The organism is Paenibacillus abyssi, from assembly GCF_014640295.1.
GTDB classification, from domain to species: domain Bacteria; phylum Bacillota; class Bacilli; order Paenibacillales; family Paenibacillaceae; genus Paenibacillus_D; species Paenibacillus_D abyssi.
On record NZ_BMGR01000005.1, the window covers coordinates 164,824 to 184,443 of the forward strand.

The 19,620-nt window shown below is 44.8% G+C and carries 18 protein-coding genes; 1 reads left to right on the forward strand and 17 read right to left on the reverse strand.

Going from position 1 to position 19,620, the window contains the following annotated elements:
* Positions 1 to 112 precede the first annotated feature (112 nt).
* The 8 genes from IEW11_RS09280 to IEW11_RS09315 all read right to left on the reverse strand — a co-directional run bounded on the left by IEW11_RS09280 (position 113) and on the right by IEW11_RS09315 (position 8,952).
* Complete coding sequence (locus IEW11_RS09280; RefSeq protein WP_188530781.1) at positions 113 to 1,273, reverse strand: Gfo/Idh/MocA family protein; 1,161 nt, start codon at positions 1,271 to 1,273, stop codon at positions 113 to 115.
* Between the two features lie 88 nt (positions 1,274 to 1,361).
* Positions 1,362 to 1,778: a cupin domain-containing protein gene (locus IEW11_RS09285; RefSeq protein WP_188530782.1), complete on the reverse strand. Its 417-nt coding sequence runs from the start codon at positions 1,776 to 1,778 to the stop codon at positions 1,362 to 1,364.
* A gap of 65 nt (positions 1,779 to 1,843) precedes the next feature.
* The gene (locus tag IEW11_RS09290; protein WP_188530783.1) at positions 1,844 to 2,890 is read right to left on the reverse strand and encodes a zinc-dependent dehydrogenase; all 1,047 of its coding nucleotides are present in this window, start codon (positions 2,888 to 2,890) and stop codon (positions 1,844 to 1,846) included.
* A gap of 141 nt (positions 2,891 to 3,031) precedes the next feature.
* Positions 3,032 to 4,348, reverse strand: a complete 1,317-nt coding sequence (locus IEW11_RS09295) for a hypothetical protein (protein ID WP_188530784.1) — start codon at positions 4,346 to 4,348, stop codon at positions 3,032 to 3,034.
* Between the two features lie 127 nt (positions 4,349 to 4,475).
* A complete protein-coding gene (locus tag IEW11_RS09300) occupies positions 4,476 to 5,444 on the reverse strand; it encodes a sugar ABC transporter substrate-binding protein (protein ID WP_188530785.1) in 969 nt (322 codons plus the stop codon).
* 10 nt (positions 5,445 to 5,454) lie between these two features.
* Positions 5,455 to 6,453 (reverse strand): ABC transporter permease, encoded by a 999-nt coding sequence (locus IEW11_RS09305; protein ID WP_188530786.1) that lies wholly within the window; start codon positions 6,451 to 6,453, stop codon positions 5,455 to 5,457.
* A gap of 36 nt (positions 6,454 to 6,489) precedes the next feature.
* The gene (locus IEW11_RS09310; protein ID WP_188530787.1) at positions 6,490 to 7,335 is read right to left on the reverse strand and encodes a sugar phosphate isomerase/epimerase family protein; all 846 of its coding nucleotides are present in this window, start codon (positions 7,333 to 7,335) and stop codon (positions 6,490 to 6,492) included.
* 135 nt (positions 7,336 to 7,470) lie between these two features.
* Positions 7,471 to 8,952 (reverse strand): sugar ABC transporter ATP-binding protein, encoded by a 1,482-nt coding sequence (locus IEW11_RS09315; RefSeq protein WP_188530788.1) that lies wholly within the window; start codon positions 8,950 to 8,952, stop codon positions 7,471 to 7,473.
* Positions 8,953 to 9,160: 208 nt separating this feature from the next.
* Between IEW11_RS09315 and IEW11_RS09320 the strand changes: the two genes are divergently transcribed.
* Positions 9,161 to 9,985 carry a helix-turn-helix transcriptional regulator gene (locus tag IEW11_RS09320; protein WP_188530789.1) on the forward strand — a complete coding sequence of 275 codons (825 nt, stop codon included), beginning with the start codon at positions 9,161 to 9,163 and terminating at the stop codon, positions 9,983 to 9,985.
* Positions 9,986 to 10,226: 241 nt separating this feature from the next.
* Here the strand turns inward: IEW11_RS09320 and IEW11_RS09325 are convergent, their stop codons facing one another.
* The 9 genes from IEW11_RS09325 to IEW11_RS09365 form a co-directional block, all read right to left on the reverse strand.
* Entirely contained in the window at positions 10,227 to 11,345 is a 1,119-nt protein-coding gene (locus tag IEW11_RS09325; protein WP_188530790.1) for a sugar ABC transporter substrate-binding protein, read from the reverse strand.
* A gap of 225 nt (positions 11,346 to 11,570) precedes the next feature.
* Positions 11,571 to 12,572, reverse strand: a complete 1,002-nt coding sequence (locus IEW11_RS09330; protein WP_188530791.1) for an ABC transporter permease — start codon at positions 12,570 to 12,572, stop codon at positions 11,571 to 11,573.
* 48 nt (positions 12,573 to 12,620) lie between these two features.
* Entirely contained in the window at positions 12,621 to 13,616 is a 996-nt protein-coding gene (locus IEW11_RS09335; protein WP_188530792.1) for an ABC transporter permease, read from the reverse strand.
* The gene (locus IEW11_RS09340) at positions 13,613 to 15,139 is read right to left on the reverse strand and encodes a sugar ABC transporter ATP-binding protein (protein WP_188530793.1); all 1,527 of its coding nucleotides are present in this window, start codon (positions 15,137 to 15,139) and stop codon (positions 13,613 to 13,615) included. Before IEW11_RS09340 ends, IEW11_RS09335 begins: the two co-directional genes overlap by 4 nt.
* Before the next feature lie 184 nt (positions 15,140 to 15,323).
* Positions 15,324 to 15,752: a GlcG/HbpS family heme-binding protein gene (locus IEW11_RS09345; protein ID WP_188530794.1), complete on the reverse strand. Its 429-nt coding sequence runs from the start codon at positions 15,750 to 15,752 to the stop codon at positions 15,324 to 15,326.
* A gap of 229 nt (positions 15,753 to 15,981) precedes the next feature.
* Complete coding sequence (locus IEW11_RS09350) at positions 15,982 to 16,524, reverse strand: type 1 glutamine amidotransferase domain-containing protein (RefSeq protein WP_188530795.1); 543 nt, start codon at positions 16,522 to 16,524, stop codon at positions 15,982 to 15,984.
* A 92-nt stretch (positions 16,525 to 16,616) separates the two neighbouring features.
* Positions 16,617 to 17,360, reverse strand: coding sequence for a cysteine hydrolase family protein (locus IEW11_RS09355; RefSeq protein WP_188530796.1), 744 nt, complete (start codon positions 17,358 to 17,360; stop codon positions 16,617 to 16,619).
* Positions 17,361 to 17,629: 269 nt separating this feature from the next.
* Positions 17,630 to 18,385, reverse strand: a complete 756-nt coding sequence (locus IEW11_RS09360; protein ID WP_188530797.1) for an N-acyl homoserine lactonase family protein — start codon at positions 18,383 to 18,385, stop codon at positions 17,630 to 17,632.
* 14 nt (positions 18,386 to 18,399) lie between these two features.
* Positions 18,400 to 19,575, reverse strand: a complete 1,176-nt coding sequence (locus IEW11_RS09365; protein ID WP_188530798.1) for a mandelate racemase/muconate lactonizing enzyme family protein — start codon at positions 19,573 to 19,575, stop codon at positions 18,400 to 18,402.
* Positions 19,576 to 19,620: the final 45 nt, after the last annotated feature.

Consider the following 19,620-nt stretch of genomic DNA (forward strand, 5'->3'; position numbering starts at 1 on the left):
CCCTATTTTTATTACTTGATTAATTTGATGGCAACAAACATATATAAAGCGCTTACATCCGTGCTGATGAATCACTTGCATACCTAGTCAATCGCGTTATTGTGTTTATTCGTCAAACCTTTTCCCAAGTCAGAGTTTCAATGGATTTGGTTACTGCATCCAGTACCTTGTTGTTCATCACGCCATCGTAAAAGTTAGGATACACCTGCTCTTTATCCTTGATGGCTTTGAAAAAATCGGCAAATTCATTAACAAAGGTATTCTCGTAACCAATGACATGTCCAGGAGGCCACCATGCGCTAATATAGGGGTGCGTACTTTCGGTAACTAATATCCTTCTGAAGCCCTGTACCTCCACATCATCTTCCTTGGACCAAAACTCCAATTCATTCATCCGTTCGAAATCAAAGGAAATCGATCCTTTGCTGCCATTAATCTCGACCCGTTCATGGTTTTTGCGTCCGCCTGCGAATCGCGTTGCTTCAAAGGTGCCGACAGCTCCATTGCTGAATTTCGCCAGAAAAGATGTTGTATCGTCAACCGTAACCGGGTCATAATCATCCGATGCACCGCTTGCGGTGAGATTGGAGCTTAATTTCTCATCCACCTTCACCCGAGGACGTTTGCCGACAAATGTCTTCTCCATCCCGATAACTTGATCGATCTCTCCAACCAGCAGTCGGGCCAGATCAATAATATGTGCATTTAAGTCGCCATGCGGTCCGGAACCGGCAATTTTCTTATCGAGCTTCCAGCTGGCGGGGAAATTCGGGTCAAGCAGCCAATCTTGCAGATATATGCCGCGAAAGTGATGGATTTTGCCTAATCGGCCGTCCTCGATCAATTTTTTGGCCAGTACAATTGCCGGTACTCTGCGGTAATTATGACCTAGCATATGAACCACTCCGGCCTTTTCCGCCGCCTCATACATTTGTTGCGCTTCACTCGCATTCATCGCTAACGGTTTCTCGCAAAAGATATGCTTCCCTGCTTTGGCCGCTTCAAGCGCAATCTCGACATGTGAAGACGTAGGCGTTGCAATATCGATGGCATGAATGTCTTCCCGATGAATCACTTCTCTCCAATCGGTCGCATATTCTTCCCAACCAAATTTTTCTGCTGCTTCCTTAACAAGATGCTCCGTTCTTCCAACAATCACCTTTTTCACTGGCTTTACGCCATGGTCGAAGAAGAACGACACATTTTCAATGCCATAGCTGTGCGCTTTACCCATAAAGTTATAACCGATCAAAGCTACATTGATTTCCTGCACATTGTTCACCTCTTACCGGATTTAGTGGAAGGAAGCGTTATCAAAGAAAGAGCAAGGACCTCTCTCTTTGATAACGATTGCAGTCATGTTAGTGTTGTTTGCTTTTCTTATCTTTCTTGTCAAAAACAGCTTCGATAACGATAATTCTAAGGTCAGAGTCGCCGATATTTTTGAAGGTATGCTTGCTGCCGCTTTTCGTCAGACAAGCGGTGCCCGGTTCCATAACAAATGCGTTTCCGTCAACCGTCATTTCACCTTTGCCTTCCACCACATAATAAATTTCTTCATTGCCGACATGAGGGTGCAATCCGATTGTCGTTCCGACAGGTAAAGTTGTTTCATGCATAAAATTGATAAGAGAATCAAAATCTTCCGGATTGCCTGGTACAGGAAGCAGCGGTTCATAACCTAGAAGCTGTCTTACGAAGATTGTCCCCTGACCATCATGGCAATCCTCCACCGGGAAATTCTCAACATCTTTTCTACCTCTTACAACATAAGCCATCTGAATCAACTCCTTAGTATTTGTTATATATAAATGGATGGAACCTCAATTCATGGACCGCCATCTTATGAACCGACGGTAATCACGTTTTTCAATCCAATCCCTTTAGTCGCGTTATCGAAAGCAGCATCGATTTGATTCAATGGGAAGCTTGCTGAAATAAGCGATTTCACATCAATGAGTCCGTGCTTGACAAAGTCCAGCGCCTGTCTATACTGTAAAATACTCGATCTTGTGCTTCCGGTAACGATAATTTGCTTATAATGAATCAGGTTTGTATTAATAGGGACAATTTCTTTGTCTTTCGCAAGTCCGCCGAAAAAATTCACTCTGCCGTTAATGGCCACTAATTCAAGGGCATTGGCTTGAACCTGAGGTACAGGACAGGCAGTGATAACAACTTCAACGCCTTCACCGTCGGTAATGTCATGGATATAACTTTTCATGTCTTCGGTTCTTACTGTTGTAATAAAATCATCAATCTGACGGCACATCGCCATTCTCTCTTCCGAGATATCATTCATAATGACCTTGGAAGCTCCCGCCATCTTGGCCAGCTTGGCATGCATTAACCCAATCGGACCTGCGCCAATAATCAGTACATGATCGCCCGGTTTAATATCCACCTTCAGAAATCCGTTGTACACACATGCCAAGGGTTCAACGATCGCCGCCTCTTCGAAGGTTACATGGTCTGCAAGCGGGCTGATATTCCCTTGTCTAACGGCCGACTCAGGAATTTTAACGTATTCGGTGAATCCTCCGTTAATATTGATGCCAAGAGCCTGATAATCATTGCACAAGTGCGTATTTCCGCTAATGCACTGTCTGCACAAACCGCATCCCATGTTGGGAGCAACCGTCACTCTCATTCCCGTTTGATACTTGGTTACATTCTTCCCTACTTCTTTGATGACGCCGGCAAGTTCATGTCCCAAAATTCTAGGTGTCGTACTGCTGATTCCTTTGTACCCGTTGTTATACATCCTTATGTCCGTACCGCATATTGCGGCACGTTTCACTTCAAGCAATACTTCGTTCTCATTGATGACCGGATCCGCAATCTCCTCTAACCGTAAATCTTTGGGTCCATACAACATGGCTGCTAACATAACTTCTCACTTTCCTTTCCAACCATTTGTGTTAGTTATCATTATTTTTATTAAATTCTGTTTTTAATTATCTTTTTATATTTTTTATTATATTTTATTGTTCTTTATTGGTCAATATGATCTTTGAAAAATATAACAAAATTAAATCTCTTCAACGGTTAAGTCCAGAATGCGAAGCATCATATTAAGTTCGACTTTTTTGTGCCCCGGAATCAATATTCCATGATGTGAATAGAGGGTGTTCATTAATTTATGTCCATCATCGATTTTAAGCAGCGCACCATTGCGGCAATCCGAGCCCGGATATTGAACATATTGCTTCAGTGTCCCTTCTACCACGAGCATTTTCCCAAGGGTAGGGTGCAGCTCGGCGATCGTTAGATCGCCCTCGGGAAATCGGGCGTCGATAGCTGTCGCATTCTCATCCACAATCCCAAGCACCTTCGGTCTTAATGTCCATTCCGACGCAAATGCCCGAGGCATACATGCAAAATACCCGCAATGTCCAACAAGAATATGATTCTCAGGCTCTTCGATATCCGGGAATTTATCAATTCTTTCATGTTTAATAGCGGCATCTCCGGCAAGAAACGGATACAAATTACTCATCACAACCGGCGCTTTCAATGACTTGTGAATAATGAATTTGTTCAAAAGCGACAGAATATCTCCTTCGCACGCCCACATAACCCCTGTTTCCTCGTAAAGCATGCTCCAAGTCAGGCACGGTGTCGTATCCGAATAAAACGATTCATTCAGACAATTCATCCCTACGCCTCTAATAGACGGATCGTTCTCGATTTCACGCTTGACCGCAATATACATTTTAACTGCGCTTTTGAACGCTCTGGGGGCAACGCCCTCCGTTTTGTGATCCCATGCCCACAGCACTTGTTCGGCTTCCGAATCGGGGATCTCTTTTGCATTCTGGGCAAGTTTCTTAAAGCTCTTTCGTACGATCGAAATTCCAAATTTCTCTTGAATTCGCCGTATACACTCTTCTTCCCACCAGAAGAAACGTTTGAAGATGCTTGCCTGCATCCCTTCGCCGGGACTGTCCTGGAAGATCAGAAACTTCGTCTGTTTCATCTGATCTTTTAATGCCAGCGTGCGGCAGATTGTTTTCGTCAGATCAAGACTGTAAGGCGCAAACACTTCGATGCCTTCCGCTTTAAAGAACGTAATTATTTCCCAATCCCACATGGCTACCGTACCAAATTCAGATGTAACGATAAGAAATGGCTTATTGATTTGTTTCAACTGTTCAATTTCTCTATACGCTTCTCCCACCAGTTGTGGGAAAATAACAGCATCCGCTTCCGGAACAGGAGAACCCAGAGCGACTGGTTCCATAATCTCAGCTTCCTCGGCGAGCATCTCCCTCAGGCGAACCACCTGTTTATCGAATTCGCTGTTTCGTTCGGATTTGAAATAAACGGGAACAAGACGTGCCTTCATTGATCATCCTCCTTATCATTTTATATTATTTAATGTTTGTTGTTATTATATTTTATCATATATTATTTTGTCAACAGTTGTATTGTAACAATTCTAATATAGAAAGCGCTTACATTTTGTTTCCCAATTATTCCTTCATTCTGTTTCCCCACAGATTCGGTTCATCGACATTGTCTTTGGTGATCAATACCGCCGGAATAACTTTCACTTTCTCCACTTCTCGTCCTTCCAGCACAGCTGCAACGGCTTGCACGGCCGCAGCCCCCATTTCAAGCGGATTCTGCTGTACCGACGCATCCTGTTCACCCCTTCGAATCCGCTCAAGCGCCTCCGGAGTTCCGTCCGTACCCACAATCAGAATATGCCCTTCTTCTCCGGCTTTCTTCAGCTTGTTCATCTGTCTCAATCCCCCAAGAATGCCGCGAATCATGTCATCATTGTGAGAATATACGCCATTAATCCGCTTGTTGGCCGTTATGGAATCAGCCGTAATATGCTGCGCATTCTCTGCTTGCCAGTTGGCATTTTTGGAAACGACCCCGAAAGTCGAAGCTGCGCTCATTCGTTCTTTAAATCCGTAGCTCCGCAATATTGCCTGGTATGTTCCCTGTGCCCCCGACGTTTCCAATACCGCACCTTGCCCAAGCTCCTGAATCATGAATTCCGCGGCGATTCTGCCTGCGCCCTCGTTGTCGAACATGATACTGCTGGCGATCTCTACCCCTTCTGAGATAACGCCCTCGACCGTAATGACAGGTACTCCCGCTTCATTTGCTTTCCTTACACCCGGCACTAATTCGTCCGAATTGACGGGCGCCAAAATAATCGCATCCACTTTCTTAACCAGACTATCTTCGATTTGTCCTAATTGAAGTTGACTGTTTGATTGACCGTCCAGTATGGTCACTTCATATCCGAATTTTTCAACCTCATCTTTGATGCCTTGATCCAGGGCAACCATAAATTCAAAGCCGCGGCTCCACAGCAGAACAGCGATTCGTTTCTTTTCATTGTCTGGCCCAGTATCGCTGCCGCAGCCTGTTAACAGCGCAGCCAGGATGAACAAAAAGACTGACTTTTGAAGATGTTTTTGCATAATTGATCTCTCACTTTATAATAGCGTAGCCCGTTTTGTAATATTTTCTTCTATACACATCCAACAATGCCGCTACCATGATCACAATTCCTTTGACGAGTTGATCCCAAGCCGGAGGAACATCAAGCAAATTAACCGCATTGGAGATCAGAGAAATTAACAGTACTCCCAATAGCGTCCCAACAATGTTGCCTTGTCCGCCGAACAAACTGGTTCCGCCGATCACCACAGCAGCAATCACCGTCAGTTCGATGCCCATCCCTGCATTTGGACCGGCAGATTCCAGCCGTGCAGCCAGCAAAATTCCAGCTATAGCAGCCAGCACACCGGAGATCACATAAGTACCCGTTATCACTCTCTTCGTTCTGATCCCCGCTAGTCTTGCAGCCAACTCACTTCCGCCACTGGCATACACGGCTCTTCCATATACCGTCCGACAAAGGGTCAAATGTGCAATAACCGCCAGCATACCCACGATAAGGAGTAATACGGGAAAATCGAATAGTTGTCCGCTGGCTAAATATTTAATACTGTCGGGAACCGGAGATATATTGGCTCCGTTTGTATAAATTTGGATAATTCCTCTTGCAATGGCCATAGATGCCAAGCTAACAATAAGCGGGGGAATTGCGAACCTAGTGACCATGACTCCGTTAAGCAATCCGAACAGCAGTCCGATCAATAACGAGGTAAGCACCCCAACATAGACCGGTGCACCTTCATTCACGATCATTCCAAGACCGACAGCCGATGACACAGCCATTACCCCGCCTACCGAAAGATCGATTCCCTTTGTCAGGATGACAAAGGTTGTCCCGAGCGCCAGCACCGCCAAGATGGAGGATTGAATAAGCAAATTCATAATATTGGTTACCGTTAAAAATACGGGTGAAAGGATACTAAACAGCACAGAAAAAACAAGGATGACAAGAAACAGGCCAAGGCTCCCTATATTACGGGTTTTGCTTTTTTGATAGATATCACTATTGTTCCTTGGCCCAATGTTCATGCTGTCTCCCTCTTTCCTTTCAGTTCTCTTCCGCCGTTAAGCCAATGCCTTCTTCAGGAACGAGATCCCATCCGCAGCAATTGCATCTTGAGTCGGAGCCAGCTGTCTCCACATTGAAACCGCTTTTGCAATTTCCGTTATTTCAGACGTAAATGCCTCAATGACGATATAGCCGTTATAGTCGATATCCTTTAACGCTTGTGTCACTTCAGCCCATGGCACATGCCCTGTCCCCGGAACGCCCCTGTCATTCTCACAACTGTGGAAATTAAAGATATGTTTGCCTGCTGCGCGAATCGCGTCCCCAATTCCTTTCTCCTCAATGTTCATATGGAAGGTGTCCAAGAGAAAACCAACGTTATCATGTCCAATTCTCTTGAGGAGCTCCATTCCTTGCTCCACCGTATTAATGAGATCGGTTTCAAAACGGTTTAAAGGTTCGACAGCTAGCTTAATACCTCGTTCTCCCGCGTAATCGGCCGCCTTCTTCATGTTTTCCACCGTCCAATTCCACTGCTGCTGCTGCTGTGACGGGGTAAGCAATCTTGTTTTTCCCGTGGCTGAATACATCGGACCGGAGACGAGCGGAGAACCAAGTTCTACCGCAAAATCAACACAGGTTTTGATGTAAGCAAGGCCTTCTTCCCGAACTGCCCGGTCATCAGAACTGATATCGCGATTAGGACCGAACGCTCCGCATACCAGAGCCTCCACTCCGCAATCATCCATATATGCTCTGGTTTCCTTAACCGGAATAGTCTGCGGGTCTTCGATACAGATTTCCAGCACATCAAATCCGAATGCCTTGACTTTGTCGATCAAATAGAATGTCTGCCTGGAAAAAGGCGATGCCCAAATGAACGTGCTTGCACCAAATTTCATAAGCCCCTCCTTGGAATAAGCGGAATTTGTTTCGGATATCATCGTTGATCTTTGCTGTGACACAAGATATCTTGATTTCATTCTAGAGAATAATCCAAATAATTCAATTAACCAATCTTGAGACAAAATTATAAATTATTGCTCTCCGGTCATAAGACTCGTTATGGATTCCTCCGTTGTTTCCCGCTGTGACAGATCACCGGTAATTTTGCCGCGGTGCATCACAAGCGTTCGGGTGCATAAGCCAATAATCTCTTGAATATCCGTTGAAATGAGAATGATCCCTTTCCCCTGTCTCGCCAGCTCTTGAATCCGTATATATAATTCAGCCTTGGAACCGATATCGATTCCTCGCGTCGGTTCATCCAATAAATAAATTTCGCTGTCGGCGGCGAGCCATCGGGCCAATACCACTTTCTGCTGATTCCCGCCGCTTAAATACTTCACTTCCTGGTCAATATGCATCACTTTAATGCCCAAATCGATAATCTGATCCAGCACCAACACCTGTTCTTGATTTTTTTGCAGGAAATTGTAGCGGCTATTCTTCGCCATATTGGATATCGATATGTTATTTGAAACGCTCATATCTTTCATCAATCCCGACTCCAGACGGTCCTCATTGACATAAGCCCAACTGTTGCTGACCGCTTGATGGGGATGCATGATGTTGACAGGTTGATTCTTATAATAAATCGTTCCGATATGTTTTTGAATTTGTCCGAATATCGTAGCCGCAAGCGCTGTTCTACCTGCTCCGACAAGACCGGCCAACCCCAATATTTCTCCTTCCCTAAGCTGAAAGCTAATCGCCTCAAACCATGGTTTCACAGAAAGGTTCTCAACCCTAAGCAGTTCACTTCCCAGGTTCTCATTGATCGGAGGGAACATCCGGCTAATATCATGGCCGATCATCAGTTTAATTGTATCCTGCTCGGAGAGCCCTTCCGGCTTGCGTGTAATGACATGCTTGCCATCACGCAGAATTGTAATCCGATCACAGATACGCGGAATTTCCTGCAGACGGTGAGTGATATACAGAATTGCAATGCCTTGTTTCTTTAAATCCTCAATCAGCTTAAACAACTGTTCGCGTTCATGATCGGTCAGTTTCTCACTCGGCTCATCCATTATGAGTAATTTGGGTTTTCTGGCTATCGCCTGCATGATCGCCACGATGTATCTCTCTGTAGTCGAGAGATACCGGACAAGCGTATTCGGATGAAGCCTGCATCCAATCGATTCTAAGAGCGCTTTCGACTCCCTTTGCATCTTCTTGCCCTTGGGGAATACGCCCAAATAACTTACTTCATTCCCGAGAAATATATTCTCGGTAATCGTCATCTCAGGGAGCAGTTCAGGCTCCTGCTTAATGATGGAGATGCCCAGCCTTCGAGCATGAAACGGCGATTTAACATACACTTTCACCTCATCCAGATAAATCTCTCCGCCATCCATTTGATGTACGCCTGCGATCACATGAGCCAAGGTTGATTTGCCGGCTCCATTCTGTCCCACCAGTGCATGAACCTCCCCTGCTGACAATTCAAAGTGAACCTCATCCAACACCTTCACACCGAAAAATGCCTTGCTTACACTTCTTAATCGCAGAAGCAATCGATCACCCCGCTTCATCCTGTGATTTAATATGCTAAGTGTATACGAACCTTTTCTGCGATTAAAATAATTTAAATTGTTATTTCATTATAAATTATTGCGATTATTATTATATTTTGTTGAATTCAATTTCAGTTCAAATATAATTCGGATATACTTGCTACAGCAAATGAGCATATGTCTATAAACGGTTAAGGGGGTATAACCGATGCAAGGCATTCCTGACATTATCCAGAACCCCAAATTTCTTGCCGCCTATGAATTGATAGGAGGGGCTTCTTGGAAAAATCCGTTGTCAGACGGAAACGACACCTACATTTTTTTTGTGCAAAACGGACGTGGTGAGTGTTTGTACAATGACATGATCATCTCAATTACCGGAGGAGAAATTATTATTCTGCCGACCGGTGCCCGATTTGAAATTAAATCGTCGACCCAATCCCCGATATCAGGTACACTAATTTCATTTGCCGGTTTATCCATTTCCGGCCTGCCGGATGGTTTTTTGGCTGCTCCGAATAAACATCCTGTTATTCAGTTGGATCGTGATTTTAGTTCGGCAAACCGATTCTTTTCCGATATATACAATGAATTTCAATTCAAAACGTATGGATCCGAAGAAATGATTCAATCATTGCTTAATGCCCTCATTGTCCTCATACTCCGAAAACTTTATGACATCTTTCCAGATACATCTTCATCCATTACTACCGATGTGAAAAAATATATCGAAGAGAATTATGATCAGGATTTAACACTCAGTGATTTAGCAAGTGTCGTTTTTGTAAGCCCTTACCACTTGGCTCATGTCTATAAAGAGGAAATGGGCATTTCCCCTATTCAATATTTAATACGCTTCAGGATAGAAGAAGCAAAGCGTTTACTGAAACATTCCAACCTAACCATTCGCGAGATCGCTTCCAAGATTGGCTATCCGAATGGCATCTATTTCAATTTAATTTTCAAGAAAATGACAGGCATGCCGCCGGGTAAATTTCGCAAGTCGGGAGATTGTGAAGTTTCAATGCGTTGAAAAATACATAGAATTCATTTATTAATATCATATTATTGTTGTTTATGTTGATCTCAACGACCGGGCTTCCGTACCATAAATCGCTCGACAACCGATCAAATACAGAAAGTGGTTGGGCAAAATGACACTCTGCCCATCCACTTTTTTGAGTTCAGAATCATTTACTTTTGGAACAGCCCCGTAATTTAAGTCGCGTTAGCGATTTTGTTCTTTAGAAGCTGCCTGCAAATACATATCGTTTTTATTTGCGCTTTGTACCTAGTGCCCAGTCTACATAAGCCTCTCTCGTATCAACATTATCCTTATCAACAATGACAGTTGGAACATTCTGAATCTTATCAATAGAGAATCCTAGAACTTGGTGCATAAAAACAGACTTAATTAATTCCCGGCCCATATCCACCGTACCAACATCAACCGTAGCTGTCAGCTTCCCTTCACGAATGGACTCAAAACCGGACTTAAGACCGTCCGCACCGATCACCATGATGCCTTCATTGCCATCCCATAGCTTTAGACCCCGTCCTTCAACGGCTTGCACGGCACCCAGAGCCATTTCCTCATTTTCTCCATAGATTAAATCGACATCCGGATTGGCTTGCAGCAGGTTTTCCGTAGCCTGCATCCCTTTGTCACGCACGTAATCACCGCGTTGTTCTCCCACAATTCTCATCTCAGGATACTCGGAGATCGCCTCAAGGAATCCATTTTTACGTGAAGTGGCAAAGTAACCGGGCAGCCCCCATACCAATAATATATCGCCTTTGCCGCCCAGCTTCTCCGCTGCATATTGACCTACAAGGTACCCTGCTTGGTAATGGTTGTTATAACTGACTACCGAAACCGCTTTTAATTTGCTTTCATCCAGCATTTCAGCCGGCATATTGAACAAATAGATCATCGTTCCTTGTTCCATAGCCCTCTCATAGACGGCATTCATCGAATCAAAATCACCTGTTGTGCAGACAAATATGGCATCATACCCCAGCGAAGTCCAGTTTTCAATGGTCGCCACTTGCGACTCGACAGACTGAAAATTGCCCGGCGCCGTCATCTGAAACTCGAATTTCACGCCAAACCGGTCACTTAATTCATTCATCATCGTATTGGCAGCGTGTTCAAAAATGTCATAATGCTCAGAAGCAGCCGGCGGTGAAAGTCCAATTTTAAGCGTAGTCCCTTCTACCTTATTCCTCACAAGCTCCTCAAAGTTGCTATCTCCCCATTGATAGACGTTACCCGATAATGGTGTATTCGTCTCTTGAACCGCGGCCGCATCATTATTGCTGCAGCCTGACACTACCATAATCGCGATTAGGGATAATATTAAAATACTCCATTTCATTTTTTTGGAAGACATCGTTTGACCTCCTAATATTATTTTTTAGTTTTTTTGCATGTACAGCTTAACGTGTTACCGTGACCCGCCACCATCATAGAATTACTATGGAATATACTCTTCCTGTCTCCCCCCTTTAAATAAATGTAGCTTTACAGAATTCGCATCTCATTGCAGACGCCGGCTTTTGGCCAGGTCTTTTATTGTCTCCCCCCCATTAGGGGTACGAGCAAACCTTTCTTTTCTTTACGAATTTTTCACTCTGCCTTTGATGTAACCGGCTAAAATGGGTACAGCTACCGCAAGAAGAATAATGAAGCCGATCACTATAGTCTCCCAATACGGATTCACATTTTTAAGATTCATAGCGTTTTTAATCATAAATAAAATAATTGCTCCCAGTGCGGTTCCGACTAAGGTTCCTTTACCACCGGTTAAGGCTGTTCCTCCGATGATCGCTGCAGCAATAGCCTCCAACTCGTAGCCCTTACCCATTTCAGGATTTACTGTGGCAAGACGCGAAGCAAGAAGAACACCTGCTGCAGCAGCGATAAGTCCAGATAGCGCATAGACTTTAATACGCAGCATATCAACTTTGATACCTGATATACGAACCGCTTCTTCACTACTTCCCAGAGCAAGAATATGGCGGCCAAATTTCATTTTTCGATATAATATCAGGAGCACGACAAGCAGAACAATCGCTACAATCACAGGAAATTGCACTCCAAAAATACGTCCTGAACCAAGAAATTGAAAACTGGATGTCATATAAGAACGGAATGGAATTGCCCCAGTCCAAACGTATAAGATACCTCGTAGAATAATCATCATTGCTAGAGTGGCCATAAAAGGAGATAGATTTAATTTCGTAATAGTTAGCCCATTTACAGCCCCTATTATTACACCCAGGAGTAAAGCGGCTGCAATAGCTATGGCAACATTAACATCCTTATTAAGTAACCATGCAGCCATTCCACCACATATACCGCATATAGATCCAACCGATAAATCAATTCCGCCCGTTGAAAGGACAAAAGTCATACCAAAGGCCAGTATCATGACGAAAGAAGCTTGTTGTAACACGTTCAAAAGGTTGGTATGCGTTAAAAAATTAGCCGAGAGAAATGACATAACCACTATAATTGCTCCCAGGACAATGAAGAGGCCCAGGAGGTATCGGTCGATTTTTAGCGAAAACCTGAAATTATTTTCCCTATACACTGTTTCCAAACCTTTATTCTCCAATTCACACCCTCCTCTTGAGTATTTTTACTATTGATGTTATTGATCAAATCAGCTTTTGGCAGCTAAATAACGTTCAATGGCTACTGCAGTAATAATGATTAACCCCGTAATGATTAAGCGATAAAACTGGTTCACTGAAAGGAGATCCAAGCCGTTAGATACAAGTCCAAGTATCAGTGCGCCAATAGCCACCCCAACCACACTTGCCTTACCACCGAACAAACTGGTACCGCCAATGACTGCTGCAGCGATCGCCTCCAGCTCATATTCCGATCCCATGGATGGCTGCACTGACGTTAGACGTGAAGTCAGCAGGATACCAGCTACTGCAGCCAGTAATCCCGATAGCGCATATACACTTATTTTGATTCTATCTGTGGACACACCGGATAAGCGTGCCGCTTCTGTATTGGAGCCTGCAGCAATAATCAAACGTCCATAACTGGTAGATTTGAAAATAAAATACAATAACAGAAAAATGACTAATGTGATCAAAACCGGCATCGGAATTCCCAGCACTTTTCCCTGCGCAAGAAATGCAAACTCCGGCGTGACAAAATTGCGAATGGGTTCATCTTTAGTGAGCAGGTATAACACTCCCCGTGCTATATATAACATGGCAAAGGTCACTAAAAAGGCCGAAACGCCTAATTTCGTAATGATGAGTCCATTGATGGCACCAATGAGTGCACCTACAAATAAACCTGCCAAGATCGCGATCCACATGTTTAAGCCATTCATCATGAGCCACCCGGTAACTCCACCGGCGAGTCCAAGCACCGACCCCACCGATAAATCAATGCCCCCGGTTGAAAGCACGAACATGGTTCCAAAAGCAACAAGCATGACGAATAATGATTGCACTAATAAGTTCGATAAGTTGCCGACCGTTAAGAAGTTTGGTGCCGATACTGCCAGAAACAGAAACATTAAGATGAGGATAAGGGATACACCAACCCCCTCGCGCGTCAAAAGAATAAGAAAAGGATTTTTGGAATTCGCCGTTTTTTTAGAATGGATTGTAATCTTAGGATTCGTTATCATTGATGTCCTCCTGAAGCGTAGTACATAATGTTCTCCTCCGTCGCTTCATCACGTGAAAACTCATGGACAAATTCTCCTTTGTGCATGACATAAATACGGTCGGAGAGTCCCATAAGCTCAGGCAGATCGGAAGAAACCATAAGGATGCCTCCTCCACCCCTCACAAACTCTGCCATTAAATTGTAGACTTCGACCTTTGCGCCTACATCAATACCTATTGTCGGTTCATCAAAAATCAATACTTTGGGCTTCGTGAAGAGCCATTTGGCCAAAATGACTTTTTGTTGATTGCCACCGCTTAAGAACCTGACTTTTTGGTGCACAGTAGGCGTCTTAATCCCTAAACGTTGTACATAATCGGATGCGATATCTAATTCTGCTTTTTTCTTTAACACAAACTTCTTTGAAAGAACCCGTTTAATCGAAGCTAGTGTTATATTATTACTGACCGACATCTCGATTAACGCTCCATGCAATTTTCGATTTTCCGGGAGCAAGCCGATACCGGCGCGAATCGCATCGCGTGGCGATTGAATTCGAAATGGTTTGCCATCTACTTCTACGGCGCCTGAACTGATTCGATCTGCACCTACAACGGCCCGGACGGTTTCCGTTCGTCCAGAACCGGCAAGCCCGGCTATACCTACAATTTCTCCTTTTTTAATATGGAAATTAATATTCTTCAAAACGCCCGGTTGGTTTAAACCTATAACTCGCAAAGACTCTTCGCCAATCGGGACCGTTTCCTTGGCAATGAAATTCGATATCTCACGCCCTACCATCATGGAGACGAGCTGGTCAATATCTGTCTCATCGGCACTAACGGTTGCTATGTGCTTCCCGTCACGCATCACATGAAAACGGTCAGCAAGTAAGAACAGCTCTTTGAGATGATGGGATACATAAATAACCGATACGCCTTGTTCCTTTAGCGCCCGTATGAAGTCAAACAAAACTTCACGTTCGTGTTCCGCAAGAGCAGCCGTTGGTTCATCCATAATGACAACGGACGCCTTAACAGATAGTGCTTTCGCAATCTCAATGACGCGATTTTTCAAAGCACCAAGTTCGATTACCGGCCGTTTAAGATCCTCAACTGTAGAAAAGAAATTCCGGTAAAGCTTTTCCGTTTCTTGGTACATTTCTTTTTCATTTAGAATTTTCACTGTTCCGCCAAAATACGAATGATAAATTTCCCGTCCGAGATATACATTCTCAACTGCGGTTAAATGAGGAGCCAAAGTTGGCTCTTGAAATATGGTACTAATACCAAGTTCTTGAGCATGTCTGGCATCTTGTATTTCTACAGATTTCCCACGGACGCGGATTTCCCCGTTATCCTTGTGATATAAGCCCGATAAAATCTTTATCAACGTAGACTTACCTGCACCATTTTCCCCCACCAGTGCCAGCACTTCCCCTTTTCGCACATCGAGCGAAACGTTCTCAAGCGCCTTCACGCCAGGAAATTCCTTGGTGATTCCGGTTAACGAAATAAGCACGTGATCATCCTCTACTGCCATTTGTTATCCTCCATTCCTGTAAAATTCACTGACACCTTGATAGCAGCAAGCCCGTTTATTTTCATTGACAGACCCCTATGTACAACAAATTGGGTTAGATTTTCAAGTAACGCGGATCACGGATTCAGGGTGGTTTCATCACTTACCTTGTATCGCTATATAGTGGAAATTCCGGTTGCAAACTTTACACAGATACCGGCAAAGCACCCAGTGCAGCCTGCGCGCAGATTCCGTCCTGCTCCGCCGATCCTCCTGAAACACCGATGCCTCCTACTACATGCGAATCGATATAAATCGGCAACCCGCCGCCAAAGATAACCATATTGTCCATTTGCACAAGTCCGTGCAGCAGCTCCGGTTGATCCTTAATGATTCCATACCAATCGGAAGTCGGGATGCCGAAGCCAACCGCGGTGTGGGCTTTTTTTTGCGAAATCTGCAGCCCCATCAAGGGAGCGCCGTCCATGCGAATGAACCCCTTCAGGTTCCCCCCGTCATCCAGCACCGTTACATTGATCGCTATGTTTAATTCTTTAGCCTTCTGCTCACATGATTCCAGAAGCTTCTTCGTCATCTCATGCGTTAAATACGGTTTTTGTCCCTGAGATACCATTGAAATCTACCTCCCCAAGTAGAATAATCATTTCGATTATATTCAGCTGAATCCGTGATCTTCGTTACTTGAAAATAAGAGAAAATATAGACGAAGGGTATTGGGCACCGGCAGTGCGAAGGACATATCCAGTGAATCTGTTCCCGCGAAATGGATGGTTATTGCTGTTAATCCATCGACTTCGCGGGCTGTGTGATTTCCTCTTTCAATCTCCAACTTTCATAGACTCTTAGACGGCGCTGCTCACGGATGACCGTTCCAAGTACTCGACGATCTGCCGAGCGAAGGCAGGCAAATCGTCAGGCGTCCGGGACGTAATCACATTTCCGTCAGCTACAACCTCAGCATCAACCCACTCACCCCCGGCGTTCACCACGTCGTCGCGAATCGGCAGATAGCCGGTCACCTTCCGTCCGCGTACCGCACCAGCAGATACGAGCATCCATCCGCCGTGACAGATAGCCGCCGTCAACTTCCCGGATTCGTACGCTCCGCGGACGAAATCCACCATAGGCCGGGAGAGCCGCATGTGATCCGGAGCGAATCCGCCTGGAATCAGTACCGCGTCGAACTCGTCTGCCTTAACCTCGTCCGCAGACCGGTCAACCTTCATCGGGTAACCGAGCTTGCTCTCAAATGTGGATTTCCTGCCCGATCCGACAATGACGACCGTCGCGCCCTCTTCTTGGAGCCGGAGAACCGGATACCACGCCTCCAGCTCCTGGTAATCATCTTCGATAAGCAGCGCAACGCGCTTGCCCTTTAGTCTCATTTCTATCGCTCCCCTCATAAACTTCCATTAAAAATATGTTAGCGCCTGAGCCGATAATCGCCGGCCTTAGCCATTAATCGTAGGAATGAGTATTACGCCCGCTGGTATTTGTCGGATTTCTTGGCGGCGTCCAGTTTCCCGAAGAGCTCCTCGCTTGTGATAACATCGCCGTAGTTCATTTGGATATTCCGCAGCGCTTCCCAGTGCTGCCCGTACCCCAGGGGCACATCATGCGTATGGGGACTAGGGACCGCAGTCGTGCAGTCCGCAAGCACGATAACTTTGTAAATTCTGTTCCATGCGTCGATCGTGGTGGAATGGACGCAGTTAGCCGAGGTGATGCCGGCGATAACCAGGAACTCCGTCCCAAGCTCCCGTAAGTATTCTTCAAGCTGCGTGCCGAAGAAGACGCTGAAGCGGCTCCTCCGCAAGACAGGTTCCCCTTCAAGGGGTTCGAGTTCGCCCGCAAAATTGTCTGTCTGAGGGTTCCCCCAGCTTGCAGGCGAATCCGGCGTACCCGGGTTTAAGCCCGGCCATTTCAGTGCGCAGATACCCTTATCAAGACCGTCAGGACTTAGCCCCCACTGCGACCATATAACCGGACAACCTTCCTCACGGAACCGCTTGACGACACGTTCGACCGGCTCGACCGTGTCCTTTCCACTCGGTGCGCCTCCCACACTCGGGATAGCCAGCGCACCATTGGCGTCGGTGCATACGGGCTGCATATCCATTACGAGCAGCGCGGTGCGCTTCGGATCGATCTCCGGGGCAACCATTGCACTTCTGTCAATCACCTTATCAATATTTTCCAGCGTAAATTTCAAAGACGACATGCTAATTCCTCCTTTTAAATGTTAGAGTTAGTTTTAGTCTTACCTAACGTGATGGACGTGGTGATTACTAGCGGTTACATGCCTTCCACCCCCTTTAAAAGAATTCATGATTTCACACTCCACTGCACCGAGATGGTCGATAGCTGCACTTAATATGAAAACGCTTTCACAAAATACCTTCTTTTATAAGCCCTTTTAATTTTGCCCCCTGCATAAGTTGTTAGGACTATACAACCATTTTTATGGAATCCGCCATTTTACATATCTTTTTATCCTATGATTAGTGATGGATGTTTTTTGAATATCTTATAATCATGTGCGGGTAAAAGTGTTGCGTTTTGTTTACGCAGCCATTCATATCCGGCTAATACTTCGCGGTAGTCCGTACAATAGCCAATTGGAATATTGTTTTCAATATGCTCGTACAGGTAAAAGGCATCCCCTACAATAATAACAGTACCTTCATTGGTGATAACTTTGACGACCATTCCACCCGGCGAATGACCTCCAATCCAGTGCATGGATATGCCAGGACATACCTCATACTCATCATCAACTAAAGTCAGCCGTCCGAACGCTTCTCCAGCCAAATAGGCTATCGGTTTTCTTGGAAAGCTCTTCATGGGGTTGATTGGCAGATTATGCGGGTCTAAAACATGAAACCATTCTTTGCGATGGACAATAACATTGGCATTTGGAAACTGCTCGATATTCCAGTAGTGGTCAAAATGCAGATGTGTTAATAGAACGGTATCAATTTCCTCACAAGAAGTACCGGCCTCCTTTAACAATTCTTTGGTGTCTTTGCTTGGACCCAAATGATCAAATCGGTCTTTATGCTCCTCCGTATACGTTTGATCAATCCCATCCATCCCTGTATCAACCATAATTTTCCGGCCTTGTCCTTCAATCAAAAAACAAACCAAACAAATTTTTACCGGGTCGTGTACCCCATAGGCGTGATCATATATAACCGTACCAGGGGCAAACCAGTCCGCATTTTTTAAAATGCTGATTTTATACATGCGATAACCCCTTTTTAAAATTCGCTTCCATATTTCGATATCGCATCTAAATTGACTTCAATTCCTAGTCCGGGATGCTGTGGAACAAGTACTTTTCCTTTTTGTAAGGTTATTGGTGTCTTTAAAAGTTCATCTCTGAGCGGATTAGGGTTTCGATCGTACTCGACTATGGGCTCATTTTGCAGCGGAACAGTATTGGCCGTATGCGGGCTTGGCGGGATCGATGCTAATACATGAAGAGCCGCAGACAGGGCAATTCCCGACCCCCATACATGTGGAATGACAGTTACACCGAAACTTGAGGCCAGTGCCTGTATTTTCATCCATTCGGAAAACCCTCCGGAAACGCAAATATCCGGTTGGGCTATATCTACACAGCCTCCTAGAAATAAATCTCTAAAACCAAATCTGGTGAACTCGCACTCTCCTCCCGCAATTGGAATGTTGGTTGAAGATCTAACTTCCCGGTAACCCATTCGGTCTTCCGGAACAACGGGTTCTTCCAGCCACATAACATTGAATTTTTCAAGTTCCTTCGCCATTTTCACTGCCGTAAAAGCATTATAAGCATGGTTACAATCCACTAAGAGGGACGTATTAGGCCCAATGGCCTCTCGGATGGTTTTCACCCTCTCAATATCCTCTTCTATTGATAATAGACCAACTTTCATTTTTAACATCTGAAATCCCGCATCGACGTAAGAACGGGCTTCTTTAGCCAATTTAGGCAATGAAGCTTTGTAATTGAGAACATCCTCGCCTCTGTAGTAACAGCCTGTTGCATAGGCAAATATGCTTTCCCGAAATGAGCCCCCAATTAAACTATGTACCGGTTTATTTAACATCTGGCCGTAGATATCCCATAAAGCGATATCTACTGCGCTTAACGCTTCAATATAGGTCCCTTTTTGTCCGAAATCCCGTGTATCCGCATAATTTTGTTCAAACACTTTAATCGGACTTTGTAACGTTTTATTCATTAATTTTGGTGTTAAGACATGTTTCACAACAGCGGCGACGGGTTCGGGAGGACCGTATTGCCCTCCCTCCCCCCACCCGATGATCCCGTCCTCCGTTTCAATTTTAACGATTAAACTATTTCGCTCAGGGAAAGAGCATTGGGAGGAGTAAAAACGTTCATCTCCTAGTGGGGCTCGTAAAATATACGTTTGAATACTTTTTACTTTCATAACCATTACCTCCTAATAGAGTTGGGAATTAGTGAAGGATTCTCA